We start from the raw sequence: 26,364 nt of genomic DNA on the forward strand, positions 1-26,364 counted from the left end.
TGAAGTCCACCACTGAGGCGCGCACCCAACTCGCCTACGCGATCGACACCTTCGAACGGCTCGGCGCCCGCCCCTGGACGGCCCGGGCGGGCAACGAGCTGCGGGCGACCGGCCTGTCCGTCGCAGCCGCCGGCGTCACCGGCCCGGCGTCACTGACACCGCAACAACGCGAGATCGCCCTCCTCGCCGCGGCCGGCCTCACCAACAAACAGATCGCCGAACGCCTCTTCCTCTCCCCCCGCACCGTCGCCGCCCATCTGCGCCAGCTGTTCCCGAAACTGGGCGTGGCCTCCCGCGCCGCACTGCGCGACGCGCTGGCGGACCTCCCGCCCGACTAGTGCGGCGGAGATCAGAAGACGCCCTGCCCGGGTACCAGGATCCCCTTCGGGTCGTACGTCCTCCTGGCCTCGGCGAACCGGCTCCACACCGGGCCGAACTGCCGTTTCCAGTCGGTGTGTTGGAAGGGGATCGAGCCGACCGGGTACTGCGTGCCGCCGGCCGCGCGGACCGTGTCGTAGGCGGACCGGTTGGCGCTCAGCAGTCGTTGCACCGTGGCCGTGTCCTCGGGCGGTGTGGTGCGCAGGACGGCGAACAGGTACGGCACCGGGTCGTCGGGCATCCGCAGCAGCGGGGTGTGAAGGCGGTCGCGCAGCAGCGGGTAGAGGAGTACGACGCCCGGCCCCAGGTCGGCCGGGGTGAGCGCGCCGAGGAGAGTGGTGGCGAGGTCGGCGGTGCTGCGGCCGGGCAGCAGCAGGTTGAGCCAGGGGTGGGCGTAGGCCCACAGGCCCGCTTCCTTCAGGGCGGCGACGGAGGGGGCGAGCCGGTCGAGGAAGTCGTAGTAGCCGAGGTCGGTGATCTGCGCGCCGGACGCGGCGTAGCGCAGACCGCGCAGGAGGACGGTGTCGTCGGGGGTGTCCCCCACCGGCGGTCCGTAGGCGACGGCCTCGATGGCGAACTGGTTGAAGGCTCCGGCGGTGTCCGCGCCGACCTGGCCCTCCAGGTAGGCGAAACGCCCCTCGGTGGCAAGGAGTTGCTGGTCGTCAAGGAACGTCTGGAGGTCGCCGTACGGGAGGATGTAGTGCCGTACGGTCTCCGGGGCCGGGACCAGGCGCAGGGTGGCGCCGACGATCACCGCGCACTGCCCCAGGCCGGCGAGCACGGCGTGGAAGAGGTCGCGGTGTCGGGACGGGGAGCAGCGGAGCAACTCCCCTGCTCCGGTGACGACTTCGAGCTCCAGGACGTTGTCGACCTGTGCGCCGTGCCGGTGGGTCTGACCGCCCAGGCCGCCGACGGACAGGGTGCCGCCGACGGAGAGTTCGAGGTAGTCGGTGAAGACGGGCGGGGTCAGTCCGTGGGCGAGGGTGGCCTTGGCGACGTCGCTCCACTTCGCGCCCGCCCCGACCGTGACCCGTGAACTGTCCGTCCGTACGGGCCCGATGGAGGCGAGCGGCTCCGTCTCGATAATGAGCCCGCCCTCGACCTGCGCCTGTCCGTTCGTGCCGTGGCCCTGTCCGCGCGGGGCCACGCTGAGGCCGTGCAGATTGCAGAACCGCACCATGGCGACGACGTCCCGCACGGAGCCGGGCCGCAGCACCGCGGCCGGACGGCGGTGCACGATGTGGCCGAAGTCGTCGGCGTCGGCGGTGAGCGAGGCGTCGTCGGTGAGCAGCGTCCCGTCCAGGCGCGGGATGCCGCTCAGTGGACGCCCGGTGTCGGTCACCGCCCAGCCACGGGTGAACGGATCGAAGCCGACGACCACTGCCGAGGCACCCACCAGGCCACGCAGAGCGGTACGTCGAGACGGGATACGGGTCATACGGTCCTCCCGAGACCGGCCGGATGTGACGATCAACGGCGGCTCAGTCTAGGCATGTTGGCACACGGAAGAGGGTTCCGCCCCGGCGAGTTCCCTCACCGGTTTCGCCACAGGCCGTCGCAACCTGACGTTGCTAGTCGTCGTTTCCGTCACTCCGGTTCAGTCCCCGGCGCCGCTTCTTCTCGGAGCTGCGCAGCAGTTCGCTCGCGGCGAGTGTCACGGTCGCCGCGACGCGGACCCAGCGAGGCCCGCCGCGCTCGGCCCACACCACACACGCGCACCCGCCGACGATGAGCGCCAAGACACCGAGCAGCAGTACAACGATCATGTTTTTCCCACCCCTGGTTCGTACGGTCCCGTGATGCGTACGTTCCTGGTGATCTTCTCAGGCCTGGACGAGTCGAGTCAGGGTCACCCCTCCCGCATCCACGCCCGAGTACCGAACGACCCGCACGCCCGCGAAGCCACCACCACCGCCTCGCTCAACGCCTCGACGAAGGCCTCCGAGGTGAAACCGCCACCCCGCATGGCGAGTTGATGAGCGAGGGCACCGTGCAGGACGTCCCCCGCGCCCAGCGTGTCCGCCACCTCGACCACGGGCACATCCACCGCGCCTTCGCCGCCCGGACCCGCCCAGATGATCGGACCCGCTCCTCCACTGACCGCAGACCGGACAACCCCGTGCTCCCGCAGGAACCGCAGCGTGTCCCTCGGTGTGTGCGTGCCCGGTGGGCGGAAGTCGGCCGAGCAGACGGCCACGTCGATCGACGGCAGCAGGTCCTCGGTGCCGGTCTTCCAGCTGCCGCCGTCGAGGACGGTCGTGCGGCCGGCGGCACGCGCGGCACGGGCCGCGGCCACGGCCAGTTCCATGTGGTGGCCGTCGAACTCGACGATGTCGCAGGCCGCCACCAGCGCGTCGAGATCGTCGGGCGGGGCGAGCCGGTGTCGTGTCGCGTTGGTCGAGGCGACGGCGCGTTCCCCGGTGGACGCGGTCACCAGGACGGAGGACACGGCGGGCGGCTGCATCGAGTCGGCGGCGAGGTCGGACACGGTCACGCCCAGCGCGTGCAGGTCGGCGGCAACCACAACTCCCAACGGGTGGCGGCCGATTGCCGTCAGCAGCGTCGCTGTACCGCCGAGGTGGGCGAACGCCACGGCCGCGTTCGCCGCCGGGCCGCCCGCGGCGACCACCTGGTCCCGGGCGGTGAGTTTCTCGTTGGCACCCGGCGCGTGGTCCACGAGCTGGATGACATCCAGGGTGGACAGTCCGACGAACAGTCCCGTGGGACGCCCTCTCACCATCGGCAGCCTCCTCGCGCCATTTACTAACAATTGGTTGAGCAGTCCAGGCTGATAAATCTAGTGTTAGTAATCATGAAGGTGGACAGTCCGAACGAAACCACTCGGCTCGCGTCGGATCTACGGCTCGCGGTCGGGCGGGTGACCCGGCGCCTGCGTCAGGCGCACGCCGTGGGGGACGTGTCGCTCTCCGGAGTCTCGGTGCTGGCCCGGCTCGCCCGTGACGGGTCCGAGTCGCCTACGTCCCTCGCCGAGCTGGAGCGGGTCCGCCCGCAGGCGATGGCGAGCACCCTCGCGCTGCTCGAACAGCGCGGGCTCGTCCGCCGCAGCCCCGATGCCGTGGACCGGCGGCGGAGCATCCTGGCGATCACGGACGAGGGACGCGCCATGCTGGCCGAGCGGCGCTCGGAGTCGGTGCACCGCCTCGCGGCCGTCCTCGACGAGTTCACCGGTGAGGAGCGCGCGGCACTGACGTCCGCCCTCCCCCTCCTCGACCGGCTTGCGGAGCGACTGTGACCGAGAGCGCGCACATACCCGGCGACGGGCAAGGGGCCGGACCGCGCCGGGGGCGGTCGTCCCTGCTCGGCGCGGTGCGCTCGGGGCGTCGTAAGGACACTCCTCCGGGGCCGAACTACAAGTGGATCGCGCTGTCGAACACCACGCTCGGGGTGCTGATCGCCACGATGGACGCCTCCATCGTGATCATCTCGCTGCCCGCGATCTTCCGGGGCATCGGCCTCGATCCGCTCGCGCCGGGCAACATCGGCTATCTGCTCTGGATGATCCTGGGCTATCTGCTGGTGTCGGCCGTGCTGGTCGTCGTGCTCGGCCGGCTCGGTGACATGTTCGGCCGGGTGAAGATCTACAACATCGGCTTCCTGATCTTCGCGTGCGCGTCCGTCGCGCTGTCCCTGGACCCGTTCCGCGCGGGGGCGGGCGCGATGTGGCTGATCCTCTGGCGGATCGTGCAGGCCTTCGGCGGCTCGATGCTCACCGCCAACTCGGCCGCCATCCTCACCGACGCCTTCCCCGCCCGGCAGCGCGGAATGGCCCTCGGCGTCAACCAGATCACCGCCCTCGCCGGACAGTTCCTCGGTCTGCTCGCCGGTGGGCTGCTGGCCGTCGTCGACTGGCGCGCGGTGTTCTGGGTGAGCGTGCCGATCAGCATCACCGGCACGATCTGGTCGTACCTGAGCCTGCGCGAGACCTCGGCGGGCCGCCCCGGCCGCATCGACTGGCTCGGCAACCTCACCTTCGCGTCGGGCGCCGGAATCCTCCTCGCGGGCATCACCTACGGCATCCAGCCCTACGGCGGCAGCGCCACCGGCTGGGGGAACCCGTGGGTGCTCAGCGGTCTGATCGGCGGCGTCGTACTGCTGCTGGGCTTCTGCTACATCGAGACGCACACCGCCGAACCGATGTTCAACCTGGCCCTGTTCAAGGTGCGTGCCTTCGCGGCGGGCAACCTGGCCGCGCTGTTGACGGCGATCGCGCGCGGCGGGCTGCAGTTCATGCTGATCATCTGGCTGCAGGGCATCTGGCTGCCGTTGCACGGCTACGACTACGAGGACACCCCTTTGTGGGCGGGCATCTTCATGCTTCCGCTCACGGTCGGGTTCCTCATCGCCGGGCCCGTGTCCGGACATCTGTCGGACCGGTTCGGCGCCCGGATGTTCTCGACGGTCGGGCTGGTCGTCGTGGCGCTCTCCTTCCTCGGTCTGCTCGCGCTGCCCATCGACTTCGACTACGGGATGTTCGCGGCGCTGCTGCTGCTCAACGGGCTGGGGCAGGGCATGTTCTCCGCACCGAACACGTCCTCCATCATGGGCAGCGTGCCGAGCGAGTACCGGGGTGTCGCCTCGGGCATGCGCTCCACCTTCCAGAACTCGGGCACCGCCCTGTCCATCGGCGTGTTCTTCTCCCTGATGGTCTCCGGGCTCGCCTCCTCGCTGCCCGGGACGCTGAGCAAGGGGCTCCAGGCACACGGCGTACCGGCCGGTGCCGCCGAGCAGGCGGCGTCGCTGCCACCGGTGAGCACACTGTTCGCGACCTTCCTCGGCAACAACCCCATTCAGCACCTGCTCGCGACCAACGGCGTCCTCGACCGGCTCTCGACGGCCCAGCGCGCCGTCCTGACCGGTCACTCCTTCTTCCCCCGTCTGGTCTCCGGCCCGTTCCACCAAGGCCTGACCATCGTCTTCGGCGTGGCCGCGGGCATGGCGCTGGTCTCCGCGATCGCCTCGGCCCTGCGCGGCGGCCACCAGTCCGAGCCCGGCGCCGAACCGGTACCGGCCGATCCGTCACCCGCCCCCGCCGAGACACCCGAGACCACACAGGCGGGGCCGAAGGGGCCGTCGTAGAAACCCAGTTGCGGGGAGCGCTACCTCAACGGCCGCACGCCCAGGCCCTGTTCGGGATCCCGGTGGACACGATCGGACGCTCACACGGAACGTTCCATGCACACCAGTTGATCCCGATCGTCCCATGACTCGGTGACGGTGAAGCCGAAGCGTTCGTACAGAGCGACGGCCCCGGTCCGCCATTTCCACACCGACAGCCGCACGGCGCCCGCGCCGCTCTCCGCAGCGTGCGCGAGGGCGGCGCCGAGCAGGTCCGACGCGATGCCCCGGCCCCGGAATTCCGGGGCGGTCCAGAGCCTCTTGATCTCCGACCGTCCGTCGGCGGGGGCGGTCACCACCAGACAGCCCACCGGGGCGCCGCCGCTCAGAGCCACGAGCACCACATCGTCGGCGAACGCGGTCCGCGGATCCGAGATCTCCGCGCGGTAGCGGTCCGGCAGACCGTCCACATCGGCAACGGCCCGGCCCTTCTCCGCCTCCGTCCGCAGATGGTAGGCGGCCAGCAACGTGGCCAACCCGTCCTCGTCGGAAAGCGTCCCGCCCGGCCGGCGGACGACGGAAACTCCGTGTTGATCAGTCATGACGTCAGCATCACACGACGCGAGTCGGCGACGAGATGCAGCATGCCCCCATGGATCAACTCCCCCTGGGCGCATGGCAGATGTACACCCTCGGCGCACCTCCCTCGTCGGGCACGGGATCCCCGGCGTCGGCGCGCACGCCCTCGCGGACGGTGGCGCCGGTGCGGGGGTCGACGACTCGGTAGGGAAGCGGGACGTTCTGCCGGTCGGTGATGATCAGTGGGCCGCCCTCCTCCGCGTAGCAGAGGTACAGCTCGCCGGGGACGGACAGGCCCCGGGGTGCCAGGGTGGAGCGCCAGTCCGGGCGCATGTCCGTGAGCGGGAGGCCGTCGAGGATGCGGGAGACGCGGCCGACGTGGTGGGAGCCCTCGAAGTCGAGTGCCTCGCGCCAGCCCGCGTCCTCGGCGAGGAAGTACGTCTCGTGGCCGGGTTCGTCGGCGTGCAGTCGCCACTGCCAGAGGCTCGCCGCGCCGTACACGACGCCCATCGTGCCGCCGGCGCAGAGGTTGCTCCAGGCCTCGTGTCCCTGCCACCAGCCGGCGGCGCGGCCGGGGCGGCCGGTGTTCTCGTAGGTCGGCTCGCCGTTGGCGATCGCCTTGGGTGGGGTGTTGCGCCACATGTCGGCGACCCGTTCCTGGACGTGCCCGCCCATGTGGCCGGTCTGGCACCACTGGAAGTGCAGCCAACTCTCGCTCTGGTGGGCGCGGTTGGCGGAGTGCGGCCGGTAGTGGATGCCGCAGGGCTGGCGGTAGCCGTCCCAGCGGCCGATCTCCGCGCCGCCCGCCGCGATCTGGGGTTCGCCGCCCTCGCCGTCGGCGCCGACCAGGTAGACGGTGGGGGCAGCGCCGTAGCGGGCGACCAGGTAGCGGCAGTAGCGCGCGTACTCCTGCGGCGGGACCACCGGGCCCGCCACGCGCAGGCCCTTCCAGCCGAACCCGTGGAAGAGCGGCTGGAGGACGGGCACGATCCCGTGGTCGCGGAGGATGCCGGTCAGGCGGTCGAGGTACTGGAAGTACGCCGGGTTGAGGACGTTGACGTGCCCGGTGGGCAGGTCCTCGAAGCCGACGTCGAAGCCCTCGTCGGCGGTGCGGTCGCGCGGGCCGCGCGCGTCCATGTCGGGCTGGACGGTCATCAGCAGGGCCGCGTTGAAGCCCTTGGCGCGCCGGTCGGCCGCGTACTGCCTCACCTGTTCTTCCGTGGCCCGCCAAGGCAGGGCCCAGGCGGTGTCGGCGACCAGCAGTGCGGGCGTTCCGTCGGCGTGCACCAGGCTGCGTCCGCCGGGTGACATCCGCCAGAAGCCGTGCCGGTGAAAGGCGTTGTCTTCGTCCGTGGCGGGGCGGACGGCGAGGGTTCCGCTCCGCCCGGACAGTCCTTCGTCCGTGAGGCAGTTGCTGTCGCTGCGCCAGGTCCAGCGGCCGGCCGGCTCCGGGGAGGCGAAGCGGATCTTCCAGACCCGGCCGCCGTCCCAGAAGGCCGGGCGACGCAGGACCGTCCCGGACTCGTGGGTGAAGTCCGCCCATACGTCGACGTCCGTGTAGGGGTTGGCGTGATCGCGGACCCCGGTGAGGGTGATCTCGGCCTGCCGCCAGGGGGCGGTCACCGGGTCCGCTTGCGGTCGTGCACCGCTCATGACCGGCCGACGGCGATGTCCGCGGTGAGCGGGAGGGTCGTCGAGGACGGGCCGGCTTCCAGCCGGAAGGTCCCCGGCTCGACCGCCCAGCGGCCCGACTCGGTGTCCCAGTGGCGCAGGGCCCGGGCGTCCACCGTCACCGTCGCGGCGGTCTCCTCGCCGGGCGCGGCCTCGACCACGGCGAACCCGGCCAGCCAGCGGACCGGTCGTTCGACCCCGCTTCCGGGGCGGCCGGCGTAGATCTGTACTACCTCCTTGCCGTGCCGCGTACCGGTGTTGCGTATGCGCACCTCCGCCGTGAAGTCGGTGCCCGGCGGCACCTCGGCCGGGATGTCGAGCGAGACGTACTCCCAGGTGGTGTAGCCGAGTCCGTGGCCGAAGTCGTAGCGGGGCGGCTGCCATTCGGCGCGGCCGGCGCCCCGGTGGCCGATGAACAGTCCCTCGTCGTAGGTGAGGACGCCGTCGGACGGTTCGGTGGTGGGCAGTCCGCGCTCGGACGCGGGCCAGACCGTCGGCAGTCGTCCGCCCGGTTCCGCTGTGCCGAGCAGGACATCGGCGAGCGCGTTGCCGAACTCCTGGCCGGGGAACCAGGCGAGCAGCACGGCCGCCACGTCGTCGGCCCAGGGAAGCAGTACAGGCGCCCCGGAGTTGACCACCACGACGGTGCGGGGGTTGGCCTCGGCGACGCGGCGGACGAGCTCGTCCTGCCGGCCGGGCAGGGCGAGGCTCGTGCGGTCGAAGCCCTCGCTCTCGACCTCCTCGGTGGTGCCGACCACGACCACGGCGACCTCGGCGGCGCGGGCGAGTGCCACGGCCCGCTCGATCTCCTCGTCGTCGCTGCCGTGCGGGGGCTGCAGATTGAGCTGGAACATGGTGACCGCGTCACCGATGGCCTCGCCCGTCGAACCGGAGGCCGACACGGCGTCGACGTCGATGTCGTGGGTGAGGACGATCTCGGTCTCCTCCCCCTCCGCCAGCTCGACGGTGTGCAGCCGCTGGGGCGGAGTCATCAGCCCCTCCACCAGGTCGGCGCCCGGCGGGAGTTGGAGCCGTACGTCGAAGGCCTGTTCCCCCGCGACGGACAACCGGAACCGGCCGATGCCCGAGCCGCCGAGCGAGTAGCGGCCTGCGTCGGTCGCGCGGACGACGGTGTGCACCTCCACCCGGGCGACCTCGCCGACGGGCACTCCGGGGCCGTAGGACCCCATCCAGGTGTAGGCGGCTCCGGCGCGGCGCTCGGTGCCGAGCAGGGTTCCGTCCGCGGCGAGGAAGCGCACCTCTGTGCCCTCGCCGGAGCCGTCGGGGAGGCGGAGGTGGGACAGCGGCGCCACCGGTGTGCGGGTCTGCGGCGTCACGCCGATGCCGTGGGTGACCTCGACGCCGTCGCCGAGGGCGGCGCGGATGCCGTCGAGCGGGGAGACGGTGTACGGCGGGAAGACGGTGGCGCTGCCGCCGCCGAGGGTGCGGGCCACAGCGGCGTTGGGGCCGAGGACGGCGACCTTCTTCAACACCACGCGGTTCAGGGGCAGTACGGCGTTCTCGTTGCGGGCCAGCACGAATCCGGCGGCGGCGGTCTCACGCAGCCGGGCCGCCACCGATGCCGTGTCCTCCTCCGGCGGCCGGGCGGTGGTGGGTATGCCGTCCAGTGCGCCGACCCGGGCGGCGAGGCGCAGCAGCCGCAGCACCTTGTCGTCCACGAGCGCCTCGTCGACCTTGCCCTTGCGTACGGCGGCGACCAGTGCGTCGCCCCACGGGCCGATGGGGCCGGGCATCACCAGGTCGAGCGCGGCGCGCGCGGACGGTTCGGTGGTGCGGGCGGCGAACCAGTCCGACATCACAAGACCGTCGAAGTTCCAGTCGTCGTGCAGGACTTCGCGCAGTAGTGGGCTCTCGGTCATCGGGTGTCCGTTGACCCCGTTGTAGGCGGCCATGACGGCCCACACTCGGCCCTCGCCGACGATCGCCTCGAACGGCGTCAAGTACAGCTCCCGCAGGGCGCGTTCGCCGATGCGGGCGTCGAGCGTCATCCGCTGGGTCTCCGAGTCGTTGCCGACGAAGTGCTTCACGGTGGCCGCCACGCCGCCGCCCTGCACGCCCTTCACATAGGCGACGCCGATCCGCGCGGTGAGCAGCGGGTCCTCGCTGAAGCACTCGAAGTGCCGTCCGCCGTAAGGGGTTCGGTGCAGGTTCACGGTGGGGGCGAGGAGGACGTCAACGCCCTTGGCGCGCGCCTCGTTGGCGAGCAACCCACCGAGTTTCTCGACCAGTTGCTCGTCCCAGGTGGCGGCGAGTGCGGTGGGCGAGGGCACGTTGGCGGAGGGGCTGCGCTCGTCCCACAGTTCGCCGCGGACTCCGGCGGGGCCGTCCGAGACGACCAATCGCCTTAGTCCTACGGCGGGTTCGGGGTGGAGGGACCAGAAGTCCGCGCCGGTCAGCAGCCGCACCTTCTGCTCCAGGGTGAGCGCGCCGAGGCGCCTGGCGAGCTCGGCCTCGTCGGCCGCGGGCGGGGCGTCGGTGGGGGTGGGCTGCCGGGTCACGGCGTCCTCCTCGGTGAAGGGTGGTTGGTGGGGGTGTCGCCTGCGCTCTCGATGAGGACCCGGACGTCCCAGGGACCGAGCGCCAGGGCGGTTCCGGCGGCGAGGGGCTCGCCGGTGAGCAGGTCAATGACGTCTTCCGGCAGGCGGTAATCGACCGGCTCCCAGGCCCAGTTGTGGACGAAGCGCAGGATCGCGCCGTCGGCGGTGGTGGCCGCGGTGCAGGTGACGGATGCCGGTCGGACCTCGCGCCAGGCGTCGGTCGGCAGCGAGGTCGCGGCGATCCAGTCGGCGAGGCTGTGCGAGAGTTCGCGGTCCGGGACGGTGCCGACATACGTCACCCGGCCGGCGCCGTACGCGTGGGTGGTGACGGCGGCGAACTCGCCCAGGTGCGGATGGTCGTACCCGGCGAGGACGGTCGCGCCGTCCGGGATCAGCCCGTCGGCCCACGCGGTGGCCTGGCCGTGCAGGGCAGGGCCGTTCGGCGTCCCCTCCCCCTTGGTGATCGTGACCGGGGTCAGCACATTGGTGAACTCCTGGTAGTGCGCGCCCGCGGCGGGGCGCAGCACTCCGGGCATGAGCGTGTGTCGGGCGACGGCCTCCTCGTCGGCGTAGCCGGTGCGGGGAGTGAGGACGAGATGGCCGCCCGCTTCGGCGTACCGGCGCAGCAGGTCGAGTGTCGCGTCGTCCGCGATGTACAGCGCGGGGACGACCAGCACCGGCCAGCGGTCCACCAACTCCTGCGGGGTGGACGGCAGTTGGTCAGGGGCAACGATGTCGACGGACAGACCCGCGTCGAACAGCCCCCGGTAGTACGCGGCGACGATCCGGTCGTAGGACTGCGGATCGCCGAACCAGGCGGGGGCGTTGCCCCGGAGCGGTGCCATGAACTCCATGGCCCAGCGGCTGTCGGCGGACAGCAGCATCGCCACGTCGCTGCGGGGGCGCAGGCCCTCGATCGTCGGGCTCGCCTGCTGCAACTCCCCTGCGATCGCCGAGAGTTCCTCATACGTCCGGCCGGGTTCCAGGCTGTGGCCGAGGATGCCGCCCCAGTAGGTCTCGGCGCCGTAGTGCAGGGAGTGCCAGTGCCAGTACTCGATCATTCTGGCGCCGCGCGCGACCATGCTCCACACGGCCTGGCGGGCCTGGCCCCGGTAGAGGGGGAAGTTGTCGGCGGAGCCGCCGATGGAGGTGGCGTTGGTCTCCATGACGAGGAAGGGTTCCTGGCGGATGCCGCGTGCCAGGTCGTTCTGGAGGGAGAGCCAGGCGGGGCCCGACCAGGGGACGAAGAACGGGTGCAGTCCACCGGCGGGCTCGTCGGGGCCTGGCAGGGCCAGTCCGTCCTGGGTGGCGTAGTAGATGTTGGCCCCGGTGACGTCGAGGGGCCGGCCGATGGCGGAGATGTCCAGGCCCTGCTGGCCGAGGGCGACGCAGGTGGTGATGAACTGGTGCTCCGGGACGAGGCCGCGGACCAGTTCGGCGTGCCAGGTGATGTACTCCTGCGTCAGCCGGGACTGGTAGCGGCGCCAGGCCAGGTCGTACGACGGGGTGGTGTTGCCGTCGGGGGTCCACAGGTCCGCCCAGTCCTGCAGGCGGTGGGACCAATAGGTGAGCCCCCAGCGGCGGTTGAGGGTCTCGACGTCGCCGTAGCGGTCGCGGAGGTGGTCGAGGAAGCCCTGGAACACCGAGTCGTTGTGGAAGAGGCGCAGTCCGGGCTCGTTGTCGACCTGCCAGCCGATGATCGCGGGATGGTCGGCGTAGCGCCCGACGACCTTGCGGACCAGCCGTTCGGCGAGATGCCGGAAGGCGGGGTGCGAGTAGTCCGCGTCCTGTCGCATGCCGTACGGGATGGGTTCCCCGGTGCGTGAACGGGCCGCCGTTTCGGGGTACTTGCGGCGCAGCCAGGGCGGGACGGCGTAGGTCGGGGTGCCCACGATCGCCTTGATGCCGCGTTCGTGGGCGGCGTCGAGCACGGGCTGCAGCCAGTCGAGCTCGAACTGCCCCTCTCGGGGTTCCCAGGTCGACCAGACGGACTCGCCGACCCGGATGACGTTGAAGCCGGCCCCGGCCATCAGGTCGAGGTCCTGCGCGAGTCTCTCGTAGGGCTGGTACTCGGTGTAGTAGGCGGCTCCGAAGAGCATGCGCGGGAAGAAGGTGCCCATGCGGTGCTGGTGGCTTTCTGTCGGGTGCCGGTCGGATGTCTCGGACGGCGCGGGTGTCAGTCCTGGCCCCGGTAGCCGAACCGGTCGAAGGCGACGGTTCCTTCGGCGGCGTACAGGCCCACGACACGGCCGGTGAAGGAGGCCGCGGTCTCGGCGGAGACGTAACGGCCGTCCAGCGCGGCGAGTTCGACCGGTCCCGTGTCGGTGCCGGTGTCGACGGACAGTCGCACGAGGTCCGGGCCGAGGGCGTCGAGGCCCATGCCGGCGACCGGCTCGGTCTCGATGCGTACGGTCACCGGGCCCGGGGGAACCGGCTGCTCCCAGGTCTGGTGGAGCCCGCCCACGCGAGCGCGGGCCCGGGCGGTGCCGGCGCCCACCTCGATGTCGTAGTGGTGGCGTTCGTCGATCCGCAGGCTCAGGCCGCCGACTCCTTCGGTGCTGTCCACGCGGACGGAGAAGACGGTCGACCGGTGCTGCTGGCGGCGGCCGACGAAGCGTGGTCGAGGGTCGTCCATGGTGGAGCCGTCGGCATGGACGACGAGGTGGCCCGGGCGCTCGGTGAGGGAGGACCAGTCGGCGGCCGGGGTCCTTATCGAGAGCCATTCCGGGCCGAGTTCGGTGCCGGTGAAGTCCTCGTGGTGCTCAACCGGTGCGGTGGGCGGGGTCAGTTGGACCGGTTGCACCACCGGCCAGCCGTCGACCCATTCCAGCGTGGTGCTGAACGTCTCGCGGCCCATGGGCGAGAAGGCCCTCGTCAGTCCGCCGGGGCGCATGCCCAGCAGGAACAGCGCCCAGCCTCCGTCGGGGGTGCGTACGAGGTCGGCGTGGCCGGTGTTCTGGACCGGGCGGTCGGTGCTGCGGGCGCTGAGCACGGGGTTGGCGGGGCAGCTCTCGAAGGGGCCGTCCGGGCGGGTGCCCCGGGCGATGCTCACGGAGTGCCCGCGTTCGGTGCCGCCCTCGGCGATCAGGAGGTACCAGGTGCCGTCGATCTCGTACAGGTGCGGCGCCTCGGGGAACATCAGGCCCGTGCCCGACCACAACGACCTTGGTTCTTCGAGGGCTTGGCCGGTTTCGAGGTCCATCCGGACCTGCTGGATGCCGAGGTGTTCGCCGGCGTGGTCGCCGTCGAGCTGGAGCCCCGAGTAGGTGACGAAGCAGGTGCCGTCGCCGTCCCAGGCGAGGTCCGGGTCGATGCCGGGCATGCCCTGCATGACGACGCCGTCCGACCACGGGCCCTCGGCCCGCTCAGCGGTGAAGACCAGACTGCCGCGCCCCATCGCGTCGGTGACGACCAGCCAGAAGCGGCCGTCGTGGAATCGGATGGTGGGCGCCCAGGCGCCGCCGAGCGTGGGCACCTTCTCCACCGCCAACTGCCCGGGGCGGGTGACCACGTTGCCGATCTGCTCCCAGTGCACGAGGTCGCGACTGTGGTAAAGCGGCAGGCCCGGGAGGTACTCGAAGCTCGAACAGGCGAGGTAGTAGTCGTCGCCGACGCGGGTGATGCTGGGGTCCGGGTGGAAGCCGGGGAGGACGGGGTTGGGCAGGGTCATGCTCGGTCTCCCGACGTGGAGGCGATGACGGACGTGTGGGTGGGGGCGTCGGGCGCCATGGCCGCCGCCAGGCGTTGCCGTTCGGCCCGGCGCTCCGCCTGACGTGCCGGGTCCGGCACCGGCGCTGCCAGCAACAGCCGCTTTGTGTACGGGTGTTGGGGTGTGGTGGTGATCGTCGCCGCGTCGCCGGTCTCGACGATCTCCCCGTCGCGCATGACGGCGACCCGGTGGCTGATGTGCCGGACCACGGACAGGTCGTGGGTGACGAAGAGATAGGCGACGCCGGTGCGTTCCTGGATCTCGACGAACAGGTCCAGGACCCGGGCCTGGGTCGACAGGTCCAGTGCGCTGACCGGCTCGTCGCAGACGATGACCCGCGGGTCCCGGGACAACGCCCTCGCGATGGCGATGCGTTGGCGCTGGCCGCCGGAGAACTCCCGTGGCAGCCGCTCCCCCGCGTCGGCGGGCAGCCGGACCTGGTCGAGCAGGTCCCGCACCCGCTTCTCGGCCTCCGCGCGAGGGGTGCCCGCGACGCGGAGCGGTTCGCTGAGGATGTCGTTCACGGTCATCGCCGGGTTGAGGGAGGTGTACGGGTCCTGGAACACCACCTGGATGTCGCTGCTGAGCGCCCGGCGTTCCTTCGCGCCCAGGCCCGAGATGACCTTGCCTGCGTAGCGGACGGTGCCGGAGGCGACCGGGGCCAGTCCGAGGACGGCCCGGCCCAGGGTGGTCTTGCCCGAGCCCGACTCGCCGACCAGCCCGAGCGTCTCACCCGCGCCGATGGTGATCGACACTCCCTTGAGCACGCGGAACGGCGGCTTGCGCCAGCCCTTCGACGGGTACTCGACGACCAAGTCGTCGGCTGCCAGCAGGGGTTCGGCCGGGAGCTCCTTGTTCGGTGTCCCGTTCATGGTCGCGGTCATGCCGGACCCTCCTGACGTGCGGTGTTCGTGATCCCCGCGGTGTCCGTGACGCCCGCGACCTTCGAGGCCCCCGCGACGCTCGCCGGCACGATGCGGCTGAGCGGCGACCTCGGCTCGGCGTCCTCCAGCGTGGAGGCCAGGAGCATCCGCGTGTACGGGTGGCGCGGGCCTGCGAACAACTCCCGTACGGGGGCGGACTCCACCACGGTGCCGGTCTGCATCACCGTCACGCGGTCACAGATGTCGGCCACCACGCCGAAGTCGTGGGTCACCAGGATCACGCCCATGTTCCGCTCGCGTTGAAGGGACCGGATCAGGTCGAGCACCTCTGCCTGCACGGTCACGTCCAGCGCCGTGGTCGGCTCGTCGGCGATCAGCAGGTCCGGTTCGCAGGAGACCGCGCCGGCGATGAGAACGCGCTGCGCCATACCGCCGGAGATCTGGTGGGGGTAGGCGTTGAAGACCCGCTCGGGGTCGGCGATCCCGACCCGCTCCAGCAGGGCGAGGGTCTTGGCCTTGGCCTCGGCGGCCGACAACTTCAGGTGTCTGCGCACCGGTTCGACGAGTTGGGCGCCGATGCGGAAGGAGGGGTCGAGGTTGGACATCGGTTCCTGTGGCACGTAGGCGATCCGGCGGCCCCGGTACCGGTTCATCTCCGCGCGGCCGAGGTTTCCCAACTCCGTGCCGTCGAAGACCAGTTGACCGGTGGTGACCCGGGCCTCCGGGGGCAGCAGACCGAGGACGGCGAAGGCGGTCTGGCTCTTGCCCGAGCCCGACTCCCCCACCAGTCCGAGGACTTCGCCCCGACGCACGGTGAGCGAGACGCCGTCGACGACGGTCTTCTCTCCCTCGGCCGTCGGATAGGAGACGGTCAGGCCTTCGAGGGCGAGCAGCGCGTCCGCCGCCTCCGGCGATACGGAGTGCTTCACCCCCACCGGCCTGCGGGGCGTCGTGCCGCGCGGTTTCCGTCCGCGCGTCGCGGTCCCGTCCAGCGCGTCCCGCAGGGCGTTGCCCAGCAGGCCGAACGCGGCGACGGTCACCGCGAGCGCCGCTCCCGGCCAGACCATCAACTCCGGCTTGTTGTAGATGTTGGCGAAGGCGTCGTTGAGCATGGAGCCCCAACTCGCCTGGGTCGCCGAGCCCAGGCCGAGGAACTCAAGACCGGACTGGATGACGATGCCGAGACCGAGCATCTGGGAGGCCTGGATGATGGTCGGCGCCTGGACGACGGGCAGGATGTGCCGGCGGATGATCCGGGGGTCGGCCAGGCCTGAGACCCGTGCCGCGTCCACGTACAGCTCTTCGCGCACGGAGATCACCGAGGCGCGGATCAGCCGGAAGACGCCCGGCGACATCAGCACGCCGAAGACGGCCATGGCGATGTACGTGTTCTGACCCACCGAGGACATCACGACCAGCAGCACGATGATCGCCGGTACGGCCATCAGCAGGTTCGCCAGCCAACTGCTCACCGCGTCGAACCACTTGCGGTAGTAGCCGGCCACCAGACCGGCGGGAACACCGATCACCAGGGCGACGACCACTGAGAGCAGGGCGCCGAGCAGGCTGGTGCGCCCGCCGTAGAGCAGCCGGGCAAGGACGTCACGGCCGACGCCGTCACCGCCCAGCGGATGCTTTCCGCTCATCGGGGCCAGGCTCTCGGTCAGCGAGGTGTGCGCCGGGTCCTGGCTGGTCAGCAGCGGTGCGAACAGGCTGGCCAGCGAGATGAGGGCGAGGAGGACCAGGCAGGTCACAGCCACCGGGCTGCGCAGCAGCCGGCGCAGGAGGCCCGCCCTTCCGTGTGCGGCGACGGCCGCGGTGACCGCTGTTTCTTCGGACTGAGGCAGCGTCATCCGACACGCACCTTCGGGTTGAGCCAGCCGTACGCGAGGTCCATCAGGATGTTGACCACCACGACGAGGGCGACCATGACCACGACGACGCCCATGACCACCGGGGTGTCGCCCTGGGATCCGGCGCTCGTCGCCTCGCTGCCGATCCCGTTGAGGCCGAAGACCTTCTCGACGACCACCGCGCCGCCGACCAGGCCGATGAACTGCAGGGCCAGCACGGTCAGCGCGGCCGGGGCCGCGTTGCGCAGCGCGTGCCGGAACAGCAGGCTCCGCTCGCTGATGCCTCGGCTGCGGAGGGTCCGTACGTAGTCCGCGCGCAGGACGTCGACCATGGAGCCGCGTACCTGCTGGGCGGTGGCGGCGATCGCTCCGACGGAGAGCGACAGCGCGGGGAGGGTGATCGACTTCAGCCAACCGCTCGCCGAGTCCGCGAGCGGGACATAGCCGGTCGCGGGCAGCCAGCCCAGGTCGACGCCGATCACCACGGCGAACACCAAGGCGACCAGGAAGCTGGGCACGGCGAACCCGAGGACCGCGAGCAACTGCACCACCTGGTCAAGTGCTCCCCGGCGGACCGCGGCGGCCACTCCGAGCACGGTGCTCAGTACCGCCGACAGCAGTAGTGCCGCCAGCACGATCGACAGCGTGACCGGCAGCTTGTTCTCCAGTGAGGTCGTCACGGACTCACCGCTGAACCACGAGCTGCCGAGGTTGCCGTGCACCGCGTCCGCGAGCCAGTGCCCGTAGCGGACCACGAAGGGCTGGTCGAGCCCGAGTTCGGTGGACTTCGCGGCCACCTGCTGCTGGGTGGCGGTCTGTCCCACGATCTGGCGTACCGGATCGGAGCCGGTGAGGCCCATCAGCGCGAAGGTCGTGGTCGCGATCACCAGGACCAGGACCAGCCCGGCGGCGATGCGCCGGACCAAGAAAACAATCATCAGTCTCTCCACCTTGCCTTTCCTCGGCCGTTGTTATGCGCCGGCGGCCGGGCGGGATCGGTGCCACCGTGCCCGCCCGGTCCGCCGTCCTGGTCAGCCGGCGGGCTTGAAGTTGTAGATCGGGGGCACCGCGGCGAACGTCTGCGGTGTGAAGGTGACGCCCTTGGTCGTCGCGTAGACGGCCTCGACGGAGTCCCAGGGCGCGTTCCACGCCTGGTCGACGAGGTAGGTGTTGAGCTGCTTGAACAGGGCGTCCTGGGTGGCGCCGGTCGCCGAGCGGGCCTTGGTGATCAGGTCGGTGACATTGGGGTCCTCGGTGTGCAGCGGGTTCCACAGGGCGCTCTTGCCGACCTCGATCTGGATGGTGTCCCAGGGGCGGAAGGAGGCCAGCGTCATGTACGACAGCGGGTACTTGCCGGCGAGGAGGGCGCTGATGAACTGGGTGACCGGGATCTTGTCGACCTTGACCTTGATCCCGATGTCCTCCAACTGCTGGACCATGGCCGCCTGTTGGTCCGGGAAAACCGAGGACACGTCCGGGACGGTGACCGAGAAGCCGTGCGGGTAGCCCGCCTCGGCCAGCAGCTGCTTTGCCTTGGCCGGGTCGTAGGAGTACTTCGAGTTGAGCGAGCTGTCGAAGGCCGAACCGGCCGGGTTGAAGATCTGGGTGGTCGCCTTGCCCAGCCCCTGCTTCGCCGTCTTGACGATCGTGGAGCGGTCGAAGGCGTAGTTGAGCGCCTGACGGACCCGGACGTCGCCGAGCGCCTTGACGATCTTTCCGGCCCGGTCCCAGATGTAGACGCCCTCGACGTCACCGGAGGTGAACTTGGTGACGGTCAGCCCGCTGCTCTTGGCCGGCGCGATGCTCTTGGCGCTGGCCAGCAGCGCGCCGTTGACCTGGCCCGAGCGCAGCGCGTTGAGCACGGCGGTCGGGTCGGTCAGCGGCTTGAGGACGATCTTGTCGAAGGGGAAGGCGGCCTTGTTCCAGTACCCCGGGTTGCGTACGAAGGTGTAGGTGCTGCCCGCCGTGGTGGCGGACTTGTCCAGGGTGTACGGGCCCGAACCCACCGGGGTGTTCTTGATCGTGCCCGCGGCGATGGCCTTGGGACTCGCGATCATGCCGGCCACGTTGCCGAGGTTCGGCACCAGCGAGGGATCGGGGGCCGAGAGCCTGATCCTGACCTCGGTGGCACTGACGACGTCGACGCCGCTGATGCTGGTCAGCTGGCCCGCCGCCTCGCTGGTGCCGCCCTTGGTGTGCAGCAGGTTGGTCTTGACCGCCGTCGCGTCCAGGGGGGTGCCGTCGGTGAACTTGACGCCGCTGCGCAGGGTCAGCGTGAGTACCGTGCGGGCCGCGTCGTAGGACCACTTGGTCGCCAGGTTGGGTTCGACCTCGGCCGTCGGGGACAGCCGGAACAGCGAGTCGTATACGGGCTGGTAGTACTGCGCGTTGTTGCCGAGTCCGGCGTCGGCCAGGTCCCACGGCTGCGCCGCGACGAGAGGGGCCAGGGTCAGGGTGCCGCCGGTGGCCGTTTTGCCGGAACCGGAACCTGAACCCGAGCCGCACGCGGCCGCGGACAGCATCAGGGCCGCGGATACGGCCGTCAGCGCGATTCTTCGCATGGGTACTCCGCTGGTGAGTGGATGACCGGGCGGCATCAGGCGTCGAGCCGCCCTCAAGAGCCTCGGAGGTAAGGGGAGAACCAGGTCCTGACGCGGCTACGACCGTTCTTGGCGGTCAGCCGTCCCTGGCCGAAGAGGGTGTGTTCGCCACCGTTTTCGGTGGGTGAGAACCAGCCACTGATACGTACAAGTGAAACGTATGCGTAACGTAAGCCCAGCCCTTGGCGGGCCACAAGACCCGTGCGTCACTGTTTTCCGGAAAGCCGGAATTAACCGGGGCGTCGCATCACTGCGCGCCCGAAGCCGGAACGGCTGTTGTCAGGCCCACCGCTGTCGGGCCGACCGCTGTCAGGCCGACTCGCGCACGATCAGGCTCAGCGGGGTCACCTGGGGCGACGACGGCAGTGCCCGGCCGGTCACGCCGCTGACGATCATCCGGGCCGCGCGGCCCACGACGACGTCGAGGTTGTTGTCGATCGTCGTCAGCGGCGGCATCGCGAAGGGCGCCAGTTTGTCGTTGTCGACGCCGATCACCGCCAGGTCGCCGGGGGCGGACAGGCCCACCCTGCGCATACCCGCGAGAAGGGCGAAAGCCGTCTCGTCGTTGTAGGCGCACACTCCGGTGACGGCGGGGTCGGCCGAGTGCCACTGCTCGGCCGCGGCGGCGGCCGCCGCGATGTCGAGGGGCACGTCCAGCAGGACCGGCGGCTCAAGTCCGCGCTCCGCGCAGGCGGTTCGGGCGCCTTCGAGCCGCAGGGCCAGGAAGTCGCGGAGTCGGGGGTCCCCCGGCGCGGCGTAGCCGAGGCGGACATGCCCCGTGTCGGCCAGCCGCTCCACCTGCATCGCGCCGATGAAGGTCTGGGGAATGGTCAGCACGCCGGGGGCTGCGGCGGGGCCCATCCCGGCGCTGACCACGTGGATACCGGCCGCCCGCATGGCGGCGACATCCTCGGCGGAGACCTCGAAGGCCGACATCACGGCCGCCGGCATGAGTTCCTGCCACAGCGACTTGAGCGGGGCGTGCCGTTCGCGCCGGGTGACGAGGTTCAGTCCGTGGCGCTCCAGCTCGTCGCCGAGCAGTTCGACGAGGGCGGTGAGAGTGCCGCCCACGGGAACGTCCGGAAGGAACATCAGCACCAGGTCGCTGCGGCCCAGGCGGAGGGCGCGGGCGGCGGCCGACGGTTTGTAGCCCAGCTTCGCCACCGCGTCCAGGACCCTGCGCCGGGTCTGCTCGGAGATCTTCTGGTGCGGCACGTCGTTCAGCACATAGCTGACCGTGGTCTGCGAGACTCCCGCTTCCTTGGCGACGTCGGTCGCCGTCACGCGGCCGGTCCTGCCCGCCATGGGAGCCTCCTGGGAACATCTCGGACAAGCCGATGCCGTGCGCCCGACCGGGGTGGCGTGCGTCACTGAATCGTAACAGTGAGGGTGCCACACGTCCGACGCGTCGGACAGGATGACCTGTTACCGGTGGTGCGACCGATGCCCGTGGGCCTCGGATCAGCCGTCCTCGCGCACCGCGGCGTCGAGGAGGGGGCCGGGGCACCCCGGACTTCGCCGCACGGGTCGCCGCACGGGTCGCCGGACACACCGTCGTCCACATGGGCACGACCTCGGCCGAGTATTCGGGCAGCCTCCAGGACGACATCGAGATCGCGGGCGGGAGATACGTCGAGGCCCCGGTCTCCGGTTCCCGAGTCCCGGCGGAGCAGGGGAAGTTGGTGGGCATGCTGGCCGGCGACACCGATGCCGTGGCGGCCGTATCGCCGCTGCTCGCCCCGGTGTGCCAGGAGACGTTCGGCTGCGGTGCGGTTCCGGGCGCCCTGCTGATGAAGTTCTCGGTGAACCTGTTCCTGATCACCCTGGTCACCGGACTTGCCGAGGCGTTCCACTTCGCCGACCGGCACGGGCTCGACCAGCGCCTGCTGCGGGAGGTGCTGGACGCGGGGCCGATGGCCAGTTCGGTTTCCCGGGTGAAGGCGCCCAAGCTGGTGACGCGCGACTTCGGTGTGCAGGCGGCGGCCACCGACGTGCTGAAGAACAACCGGCTGATCGCGGAGGCCGCCCGCAAGGCCGGACTGGCCTCCCCGCTCCTCGACGTCTGCCACGCCCTCTACGACGAGACCGTCGCACAAGGTCACGGCGGCGAGGACATGGTGGCCGTACTGCGGGCGCTGGAGGCCAGGACCGAGGGCGCGGCACCGTCCGACGTCCGCACTCCCCCTGTGGAGAACGGCGGGTGAGAGTGGTGAGCGCGAGTGGCCGCCCGGGAGCGGGCCCGGACGGCCGTGCGTGTTCGGGGTGCCGGGGTCAGGTCACCAGGAGGTGCGCGTCTGCGGCTGTTGCGCCGGCTGCGGCGCCGGGAACACGGAGTCGCCGCCGAACAGCGGCGCGGGCGCGGGCATCTGCGCGCTCGGCTCGTCGTCGCCAAGCATCATGTCGGGGTCGAACATGACGATCACGGCGGCGACCAGCAGGACGACGAGCGGGCCGGCGAGCATGACCAGGAGGAACGCGACCAGGTCGGCCGAGGACTGCGCGGATGCGGCCTGGTGGGTGAGGTGGACGGAGACCGCGGCCATGCCGGTGTAGTGCATGCCGGTCACGGCCACACCCATGACCAGGCTCGCGCCGAGGCTCGCCCACAGCGCGTGGATGGAGACCGCCGCCCACAGCGCGGCGGTGGCGGCGCCCACGGCGATCACCACGGACAGCACCACGGTCAGCGGGTCGTAGTGGAGGGTGCCGTTCGTCTGGATGGCGGCCATTCCCAGGTAGTGCATGGCCGCTACTCCGAGTCCGGTGACCGCGCCCGCGACACCGAGGTTCAGCGGTGAGCCGCCCCGGTAGCCGACGAGGAAGACTCCTATGGCGACCACCACGATCGCCACGAGGAGGCTCAGGAGCGTCTTCGTCGTGTCGTAGTTGACCAGCGCGCCCTGGACGCTGAAGCCGATCATGGCGATGAAGTGCATGGTCCAGATTCCGCAGCCGATCGACACGGCGCCCATCGCCAGCCACCGCGCTCTGTGCTGCGGGCGGCGCAGCGAACGGGTCGTGCAGCGCAGCCCGAGGGCCGCTCCCAGGCATGCCATCAGGTAGGCGGCGACAGGTGTCACTGCGCCGTAGTAGAAGTCGGAGACGGTGGCGGTCATCGAGGGTTCCCTTCACGTACGTGACGGCAGGCCGCATCGCAGTGGCGGTGGGCCGGCACGGTGACGTGCGCACGCTCCCGTCCGGCGGGCCGCGGAGACCGCCGGGCCGCGCCGGGCGCGGGCCTCCGGTCGGGAGACGCGCGGGGACACAGGGTGCGCCACGGCAGGGGCGCGCGCGGATCGACCACTCCCACCCCTGCCGCACGTTCGTACCGGCTCGGCCGGGCGGACGTGCACGAGCGCGCGGACATCCTGCGAACGGGGACAGGACACGGGGAACCGAACGGTCGATTTCAAGCCACCAGGCCGAGCTGTGCATGATTCAATCACGCCGTTCACACATTTCCTACACAACCTGGAGAGGTGTTAGCCGAATCGATACTTCACCACTACTGCCCACAAAGCCCACCAGCGTGGGGAGTTCAGCGGCCGGCGCTCCGGCCGCCGTCGACGTGGAGGATCTCGGCCGAGCTTCCGGTACGCCTCGACGAGACCTGCGCCGATGCCCTGCGAGGCGCCGGTGATGACGGCGACCGCATACGTCCGCCCGCACGCACCGGCTGCAACCGGAGCGCCGTGCGTCGTCGTCAGAACCCCTAACTGCTCAGGTTTGTAAGGGCAGTTGGCAACCAAGAGCGTTTACGTGCGCCACACTCGTGCCAAGAGTGCGGGCATAGGGGTGGGAGTGATGCATGGCCGGGTGGAGACCAGTCTTAGGCGCGGCGGCGGGTGTGCTGCTGCTGGCGGGGTGCAGCAGCGGGTCGAGTGATGCCCCCAAGGCGGAGGGGACGCCGAAGAAGGGCTCCGGCGCGTCGCCTTCGGCCTCGGCGTCGCCCGTGAACGAGCCGTACACGCTCGCCCAGGACCGGGCACCGAGGACGCGGGCCGAGGCGGTGGAGTTCGTTCGTGAACTCACCGTGCGCCCCGACTACTTCGGCACCGGGTACCGCAAACGCGATCCCTTCGAGAGCGATCCGGCCGAGTGGGCCGTACTCGGCGAGGACTGCCTGTGGCGGCGCGAGGGGCTGCCGGGCACAGTGCTGGCCAGTCTCACGCGGATGTACGAGCTGCCGGCGAAGGGCGGCAAGGGGCCGGTGTACGTGTCGTTGACCGTCACCGTGCACCAGGACGTCGTGTCGGCGCGGCGCGACATGGCCGGGTCGCTGGAGGAGCCGCTGCGCTGTCCCGAGCAGCAACTGAACGCCACGGACCGGGTACGCGGCCTGTACTCCCAGGCCGACGCGTTCGCCGGCGGGCGGACCGTGATCTCGGACGACGACCTGACGGAGAGCGGGAACTGGGTCGCCGACGGCGGCAAGGCGCATCCCTTCGACTGGTACAAGTTCCGCATGGGGCCGGTCACCGTGGCCGCGACCGCGCGGCACGGCTCGGGCCGGACCGAGACCGAGGACTCCACCGTCACCACCGACATAGCCAAGGGAATGACCTTCGTCGCGGCGAGCATCGACAGCCGGGGCAAGGCGGGCGATGCGAGTGCCACCGCGGAACCGACCGAGCCGAAGGGGGCGGGACAGTGAGCGAGCCACTGCGGTCGTCCGACCCGTCCCGCATCGCGGGGTTCCGGCTGCTGCGGCGGCTCGGTGCGGGAGGCATGGGCGTCGTCTACCTCGGGCGCACCGACTCCGGGGCACTCGCCGCGGTCAAGGTGATCCGGGGGGAGGGCTCCGGTGACGACGACTTCCGGGCCCGGTTCGCGCGGGAGGTGGAGCTGGCGCGGCGGGTGGACAGCCCCTGGGTGGTTCCCGTCCTGGACGCGGACGCCGAGGCACGCGAGCCGTGGCTGGCCACCGTGTTCGTCCCCGGGCCTTCCGTCGCCGAGGCGGTCGCCGCGCACGGCCCACTGCCGTCGCAGGCCGTACGCGTCCTGGGCGGACTGCTGGCCCAGGCGCTGGCTGCCGTGCACACGGCCGGGCTCGTGCACCGGGACGTCAAGCCGGGCAACGTACTGCTCGCTCTGGACGGACCGCGCCTGATCGACTTCGGCATCGCGCGCGCCACCGACGACACGGCGCTGACCGCGTCCGGGCTCGTGGTCGGCACCCCCGGTTTCCTCGCCCCGGAGCAGGCCGAGGGGCAGCCCGCCACGTCTGCGAGCGACGTCTTCGCGCTGGGCTGCGTACTGGCGTACGCCTCGACCGGCACTCCGCCCTTCGGCACCGGGACACCGGATGCCCTGGTGTACCGCACGGTCCACGACGAGCCGGAACTCGGCGATGTGGAGGGCGAGTTGCGGTCCCTGGTGGAGCGCTGCCTGGCCAAGGACCCGGCCGCGCGGCCCACAGCCGACGACATACGGGGCCTGCTCGCCGACGACGCTCCGGACGCCTCCGGCAGCTGGCTCCCCGACTCCGTCGCCCGGATGGTCGCCGCACGGTCCGCCGAGAGCCTCGCCTTCCCGGACGTCGAACCCACGGTCGTGGACGATCCCGCCGTCCCCACCGGTCACCCGGGACGGCGCCGGCTGCTGCTGGCCGGCGGCGCGCTGCTGCTCGCGGGCGGCGGGACCGGAGCGGCGGTGTGGGCGTCGGGGGACGACGAGAAGCCGTCCACGGGCGTCGGGCGTCCCGTGTACGTCCTCGGCGTGCACACGACCACCGGCACGGCCGAGGCCGCCGTCAGCCGGGCCTCCGAACGCGCCGCCCGCCTCGCCGTCGCCCAGCACAACGCCACTCCGAAGCGCTCCTACGACCTGAAGGTCAAGGTCCTCGCCGACCGCGGCGACGCGGACACCGCCCGGGAGGTGGCCCGTAAGTTCACCGCCGACCGGAGCGTCGTCGCCGTGCTGGGACCGGTCGCCGAGCTCCCCATGCAGCGGGCCGCGGCCGTCTACGGTGTGGCGGGGCTGACCCATGTCTCCAGCAGCACGGGCCAGCAGGACTACTTCCTGACGTCGCCGAAGTCCTCGTTCCAGAGCGGCCCCGCCCACGCCGCGCTCGGCGGCTGGATCGGACTGCACGCCTACATCACCCAACAGGTGGTGCCGGCCGGTGTCGTGATCGACCGGGCCGGGGGCTCCGCCATGCAGGACGAGGGCACCCAGGTGGTCGGCAACTGGCGCAACATCCTCAAGAGCGAGGTCGTGCCCCGCGTCGTCGCGGAGGACACGGACGACGGACCGAAGGCGGTGCGCGAACTGCTCGCCGCTGGTGTCAAGGCCTTCGTGTACCTGGGCGCCCTGGACGCCACCGTCCGCACGGCCCGGTCCTTGGCTGCGGCCCGCTTCACCGGGCCACGCTGGATGCAACACCAGCTGTACGGCTCGGACTTCCCGCGCCTCGCGGGCGCGGCGGGCGAGGGCTGGTACGTGGTGACGGACGCCGTTGACCCCTCCGTACTGACGACGAAGCGGGCCAAGGACCTCACCGCGGCCTGGCGGAAGCGGTACGGCAGCACTCCGGAGCCGTACGCGACCGAAGCGTACGACAGTGCGAAAATGCTGCTCGCCGAGTTCGCCCGCACGGTTCCGGCCGGGGCACTCCGGCGTCCGGTGCGGGCCGATCTCGCCGTGCGGCTGGCGAAGGTGAAGTACCAGGGCATCGCCCGGACGTACGCCTTCGGCGACTTCCACCAGTACGACAACAGCTCGACGGGCTGGGCGGACGAGACCTTCGTCCACGAGGTCCGCGGCGGGCGGTTCAGACAGCTGGGATCGCTCGGCGATCTCCATCGCGCGGCGCAGAGCCAGGGCTGACCGAGGCTCGGATCCGACGAGCGGGAACGACTACGAAACGGAGGCGGCTGCCGTGGAACGGCTCCTGCCCGCCGATCCGTCCGTGATCGGCGGGCACCGGCTCGCCGGGCGGCTCGGCGCGGGCGGCATGGGCGTCGTCTATCTGGCGCGCTCGCCGCACGGCGCGTGGTGCGCGCTGAAGGTGATCCGCGCCGAGTACGCGGACGACCCCGGCTTCCGCGCCCGCTT

At 71.0% G+C, this 26,364-nt stretch carries 19 protein-coding genes and 2 pseudogenes; 6 read left to right on the plus strand and 15 right to left on the minus strand.

Annotated features, from left to right (window positions below):
• A partial coding sequence (locus tag R6V09_RS12960; protein WP_317881544.1) for a helix-turn-helix domain-containing protein occupies nucleotides 1–338 on the plus strand: 338 nt, incomplete at its 5' end.
• Between the two features lie 11 nt (nucleotides 339–349).
• Here R6V09_RS12960 and R6V09_RS12965 read toward each other — a convergent pair.
• From R6V09_RS12965 to R6V09_RS12975, 3 genes are all read right to left on the minus strand, one after another.
• Complete coding sequence (locus R6V09_RS12965) at nucleotides 350–1,816, minus strand: FAD-binding protein (RefSeq protein ID WP_317881545.1); 1,467 nt, start codon at nucleotides 1,814–1,816, stop codon at nucleotides 350–352.
• A gap of 133 nt (nucleotides 1,817–1,949) precedes the next feature.
• Complete coding sequence (locus R6V09_RS12970; RefSeq protein WP_317881546.1) at nucleotides 1,950–2,144, minus strand: hypothetical protein; 195 nt, start codon at nucleotides 2,142–2,144, stop codon at nucleotides 1,950–1,952.
• Nucleotides 2,145–2,227: 83 nt separating this feature from the next.
• Complete coding sequence (locus R6V09_RS12975) at nucleotides 2,228–3,118, minus strand: PfkB family carbohydrate kinase (RefSeq protein ID WP_317881547.1); 891 nt, start codon at nucleotides 3,116–3,118, stop codon at nucleotides 2,228–2,230.
• Between the two features lie 72 nt (nucleotides 3,119–3,190).
• Between R6V09_RS12975 and R6V09_RS12980 the strand changes: the two genes are divergently transcribed.
• Nucleotides 3,191–3,631, plus strand: coding sequence for a MarR family winged helix-turn-helix transcriptional regulator (locus R6V09_RS12980; RefSeq protein ID WP_317881548.1), 441 nt, complete (start codon nucleotides 3,191–3,193; stop codon nucleotides 3,629–3,631).
• Nucleotides 3,628–5,475 (plus strand): MFS transporter, encoded by a 1,848-nt coding sequence (locus tag R6V09_RS12985; protein ID WP_442810038.1) that lies wholly within the window; start codon nucleotides 3,628–3,630, stop codon nucleotides 5,473–5,475. The genes R6V09_RS12980 and R6V09_RS12985 overlap by 4 nt, the downstream gene beginning before the upstream one ends.
• A gap of 80 nt (nucleotides 5,476–5,555) precedes the next feature.
• Here R6V09_RS12985 and R6V09_RS12990 read toward each other — a convergent pair whose 3' ends face one another.
• The 10 genes from R6V09_RS12990 to R6V09_RS13035 all read right to left on the minus strand — a co-directional run bounded on the left by R6V09_RS12990 (nucleotide 5,556) and on the right by R6V09_RS13035 (nucleotide 20,613).
• Nucleotides 5,556–6,056, minus strand: coding sequence for a GNAT family N-acetyltransferase (locus tag R6V09_RS12990; protein WP_317881549.1), 501 nt, complete (start codon nucleotides 6,054–6,056; stop codon nucleotides 5,556–5,558).
• 55 nt (nucleotides 6,057–6,111) lie between these two features.
• On the minus strand, nucleotides 6,112–7,656 hold the full coding sequence (locus R6V09_RS12995) for an apiosidase-like domain-containing protein (protein WP_317881550.1): 1,545 nt from the start codon (nucleotides 7,654–7,656) through the stop codon (nucleotides 6,112–6,114).
• Nucleotides 7,657–7,682: 26 nt separating this feature from the next.
• On the minus strand, nucleotides 7,683–10,223 hold the full coding sequence (locus R6V09_RS13000; RefSeq protein WP_317881551.1) for a beta-glucosidase family protein: 2,541 nt from the start codon (nucleotides 10,221–10,223) through the stop codon (nucleotides 7,683–7,685).
• Complete coding sequence (locus R6V09_RS13005; RefSeq protein ID WP_317881552.1) at nucleotides 10,220–12,382, minus strand: beta-galactosidase; 2,163 nt, start codon at nucleotides 12,380–12,382, stop codon at nucleotides 10,220–10,222. Before R6V09_RS13005 ends, R6V09_RS13000 begins: the two co-directional genes overlap by 4 nt.
• Before the next feature lie 56 nt (nucleotides 12,383–12,438).
• Nucleotides 12,439–13,932, minus strand: a complete 1,494-nt coding sequence (locus R6V09_RS13010) for a glycoside hydrolase family 43 protein (protein ID WP_317881553.1) — start codon at nucleotides 13,930–13,932, stop codon at nucleotides 12,439–12,441.
• Entirely contained in the window at nucleotides 13,929–14,855 is a 927-nt protein-coding gene (locus R6V09_RS13015) for an ATP-binding cassette domain-containing protein (protein ID WP_317881554.1), read from the minus strand. Before R6V09_RS13015 ends, R6V09_RS13010 begins: the two co-directional genes overlap by 4 nt.
• On the minus strand, nucleotides 14,852–16,708 hold the full coding sequence (locus R6V09_RS13020) for a dipeptide/oligopeptide/nickel ABC transporter permease/ATP-binding protein (protein ID WP_317881555.1): 1,857 nt from the start codon (nucleotides 16,706–16,708) through the stop codon (nucleotides 14,852–14,854). Before R6V09_RS13020 ends, R6V09_RS13015 begins: the two co-directional genes overlap by 4 nt.
• Nucleotides 16,705–17,646 (minus strand): ABC transporter permease, encoded by a 942-nt coding sequence (locus R6V09_RS13025; RefSeq protein ID WP_317881556.1) that lies wholly within the window; start codon nucleotides 17,644–17,646, stop codon nucleotides 16,705–16,707. The genes R6V09_RS13020 and R6V09_RS13025 overlap by 4 nt, the downstream gene beginning before the upstream one ends.
• Nucleotides 17,647–17,739: 93 nt before the next feature.
• Nucleotides 17,740–19,269: an ABC transporter substrate-binding protein gene (locus tag R6V09_RS13030; protein ID WP_317881557.1), complete on the minus strand. Its 1,530-nt coding sequence runs from the start codon at nucleotides 19,267–19,269 to the stop codon at nucleotides 17,740–17,742.
• Nucleotides 19,270–19,617: 348 nt separating this feature from the next.
• Complete coding sequence (locus tag R6V09_RS13035; protein WP_317881558.1) at nucleotides 19,618–20,613, minus strand: LacI family DNA-binding transcriptional regulator; 996 nt, start codon at nucleotides 20,611–20,613, stop codon at nucleotides 19,618–19,620.
• A gap of 191 nt (nucleotides 20,614–20,804) precedes the next feature.
• Here R6V09_RS13035 and R6V09_RS13040 point away from each other — a divergent pair.
• Nucleotides 20,805–21,512: pseudogene (locus R6V09_RS13040) on the plus strand (NAD(P)-dependent oxidoreductase); the annotation flags it as partial.
• 72 nt (nucleotides 21,513–21,584) lie between these two features.
• On the opposite strand, the gene R6V09_RS13045 reads toward R6V09_RS13040, so the two are convergent.
• Nucleotides 21,585–22,424: an MHYT domain-containing protein gene (locus tag R6V09_RS13045; RefSeq protein ID WP_317881559.1), complete on the minus strand. Its 840-nt coding sequence runs from the start codon at nucleotides 22,422–22,424 to the stop codon at nucleotides 21,585–21,587.
• 465 nt (nucleotides 22,425–22,889) lie between these two features.
• A pseudogene (locus R6V09_RS13050) lies at nucleotides 22,890–23,015 on the minus strand (3-oxoacyl-ACP reductase); the annotation flags it as partial.
• Nucleotides 23,016–23,116: 101 nt separating this feature from the next.
• Between R6V09_RS13050 and R6V09_RS13055 the strand changes: the two are divergent.
• Nucleotides 23,117–23,962, plus strand: a complete 846-nt coding sequence (locus R6V09_RS13055) for a hypothetical protein (protein ID WP_317881560.1) — start codon at nucleotides 23,117–23,119, stop codon at nucleotides 23,960–23,962.
• Nucleotides 23,959–26,136 (plus strand): bifunctional serine/threonine-protein kinase/ABC transporter substrate-binding protein, encoded by a 2,178-nt coding sequence (locus R6V09_RS13060; protein ID WP_317881561.1) that lies wholly within the window; start codon nucleotides 23,959–23,961, stop codon nucleotides 26,134–26,136. Before R6V09_RS13055 ends, R6V09_RS13060 begins: the two co-directional genes overlap by 4 nt.
• Nucleotides 26,137–26,364 lie beyond the last annotated feature (228 nt).

It is taken from the genome of Streptomyces sp. W16 (assembly GCF_033194735.1).
GTDB lineage: Bacteria > Actinomycetota > Actinomycetes > Streptomycetales > Streptomycetaceae > Streptomyces.

What these genes read in the sequence shown, in the direction of transcription:
- R6V09_RS13045 (WP_317881559.1), bottom strand. Translation starts at nt 22,424, where the DNA reads ATGACCGCCACCGTCTCCGACTTCTACTACGGCGCAGTGACACCTGTC.
- R6V09_RS13030 (WP_317881557.1), bottom strand. Translation starts at nt 19,269, where the DNA reads ATGCGAAGAATCGCGCTGACGGCCGTATCCGCGGCCCTGATGCTGTCC.
- R6V09_RS13035 (WP_317881558.1), bottom strand. Translation starts at nt 20,613, where the DNA reads ATGGCGGGCAGGACCGGCCGCGTGACGGCGACCGACGTCGCCAAGGAA.
- R6V09_RS12980 (WP_317881548.1), top strand. Translation starts at nt 3,191, where the DNA reads ATGAAGGTGGACAGTCCGAACGAAACCACTCGGCTCGCGTCGGATCTA.
- R6V09_RS12970 (WP_317881546.1), bottom strand. Translation starts at nt 2,144, where the DNA reads ATGATCGTTGTACTGCTGCTCGGTGTCTTGGCGCTCATCGTCGGCGGG.
- R6V09_RS13055 (WP_317881560.1), top strand. Translation starts at nt 23,117, where the DNA reads ATGGCCGGGTGGAGACCAGTCTTAGGCGCGGCGGCGGGTGTGCTGCTG.
- R6V09_RS12990 (WP_317881549.1), bottom strand. Translation starts at nt 6,056, where the DNA reads ATGACTGATCAACACGGAGTTTCCGTCGTCCGCCGGCCGGGCGGGACG.
- R6V09_RS13010 (WP_317881553.1), bottom strand. Translation starts at nt 13,932, where the DNA reads ATGACCCTGCCCAACCCCGTCCTCCCCGGCTTCCACCCGGACCCCAGC.
- R6V09_RS12965 (WP_317881545.1), bottom strand. Translation starts at nt 1,816, where the DNA reads ATGACCCGTATCCCGTCTCGACGTACCGCTCTGCGTGGCCTGGTGGGT.
- R6V09_RS12975 (WP_317881547.1), bottom strand. Translation starts at nt 3,118, where the DNA reads ATGGTGAGAGGGCGTCCCACGGGACTGTTCGTCGGACTGTCCACCCTG.
- R6V09_RS13025 (WP_317881556.1), bottom strand. Translation starts at nt 17,646, where the DNA reads ATGATTGTTTTCTTGGTCCGGCGCATCGCCGCCGGGCTGGTCCTGGTC.
- R6V09_RS13020 (WP_317881555.1), bottom strand. Translation starts at nt 16,708, where the DNA reads ATGACGCTGCCTCAGTCCGAAGAAACAGCGGTCACCGCGGCCGTCGCC.
- R6V09_RS13005 (WP_317881552.1), bottom strand. Translation starts at nt 12,382, where the DNA reads ATGGGCACCTTCTTCCCGCGCATGCTCTTCGGAGCCGCCTACTACACC.
- R6V09_RS13015 (WP_317881554.1), bottom strand. Translation starts at nt 14,855, where the DNA reads ATGACCGCGACCATGAACGGGACACCGAACAAGGAGCTCCCGGCCGAA.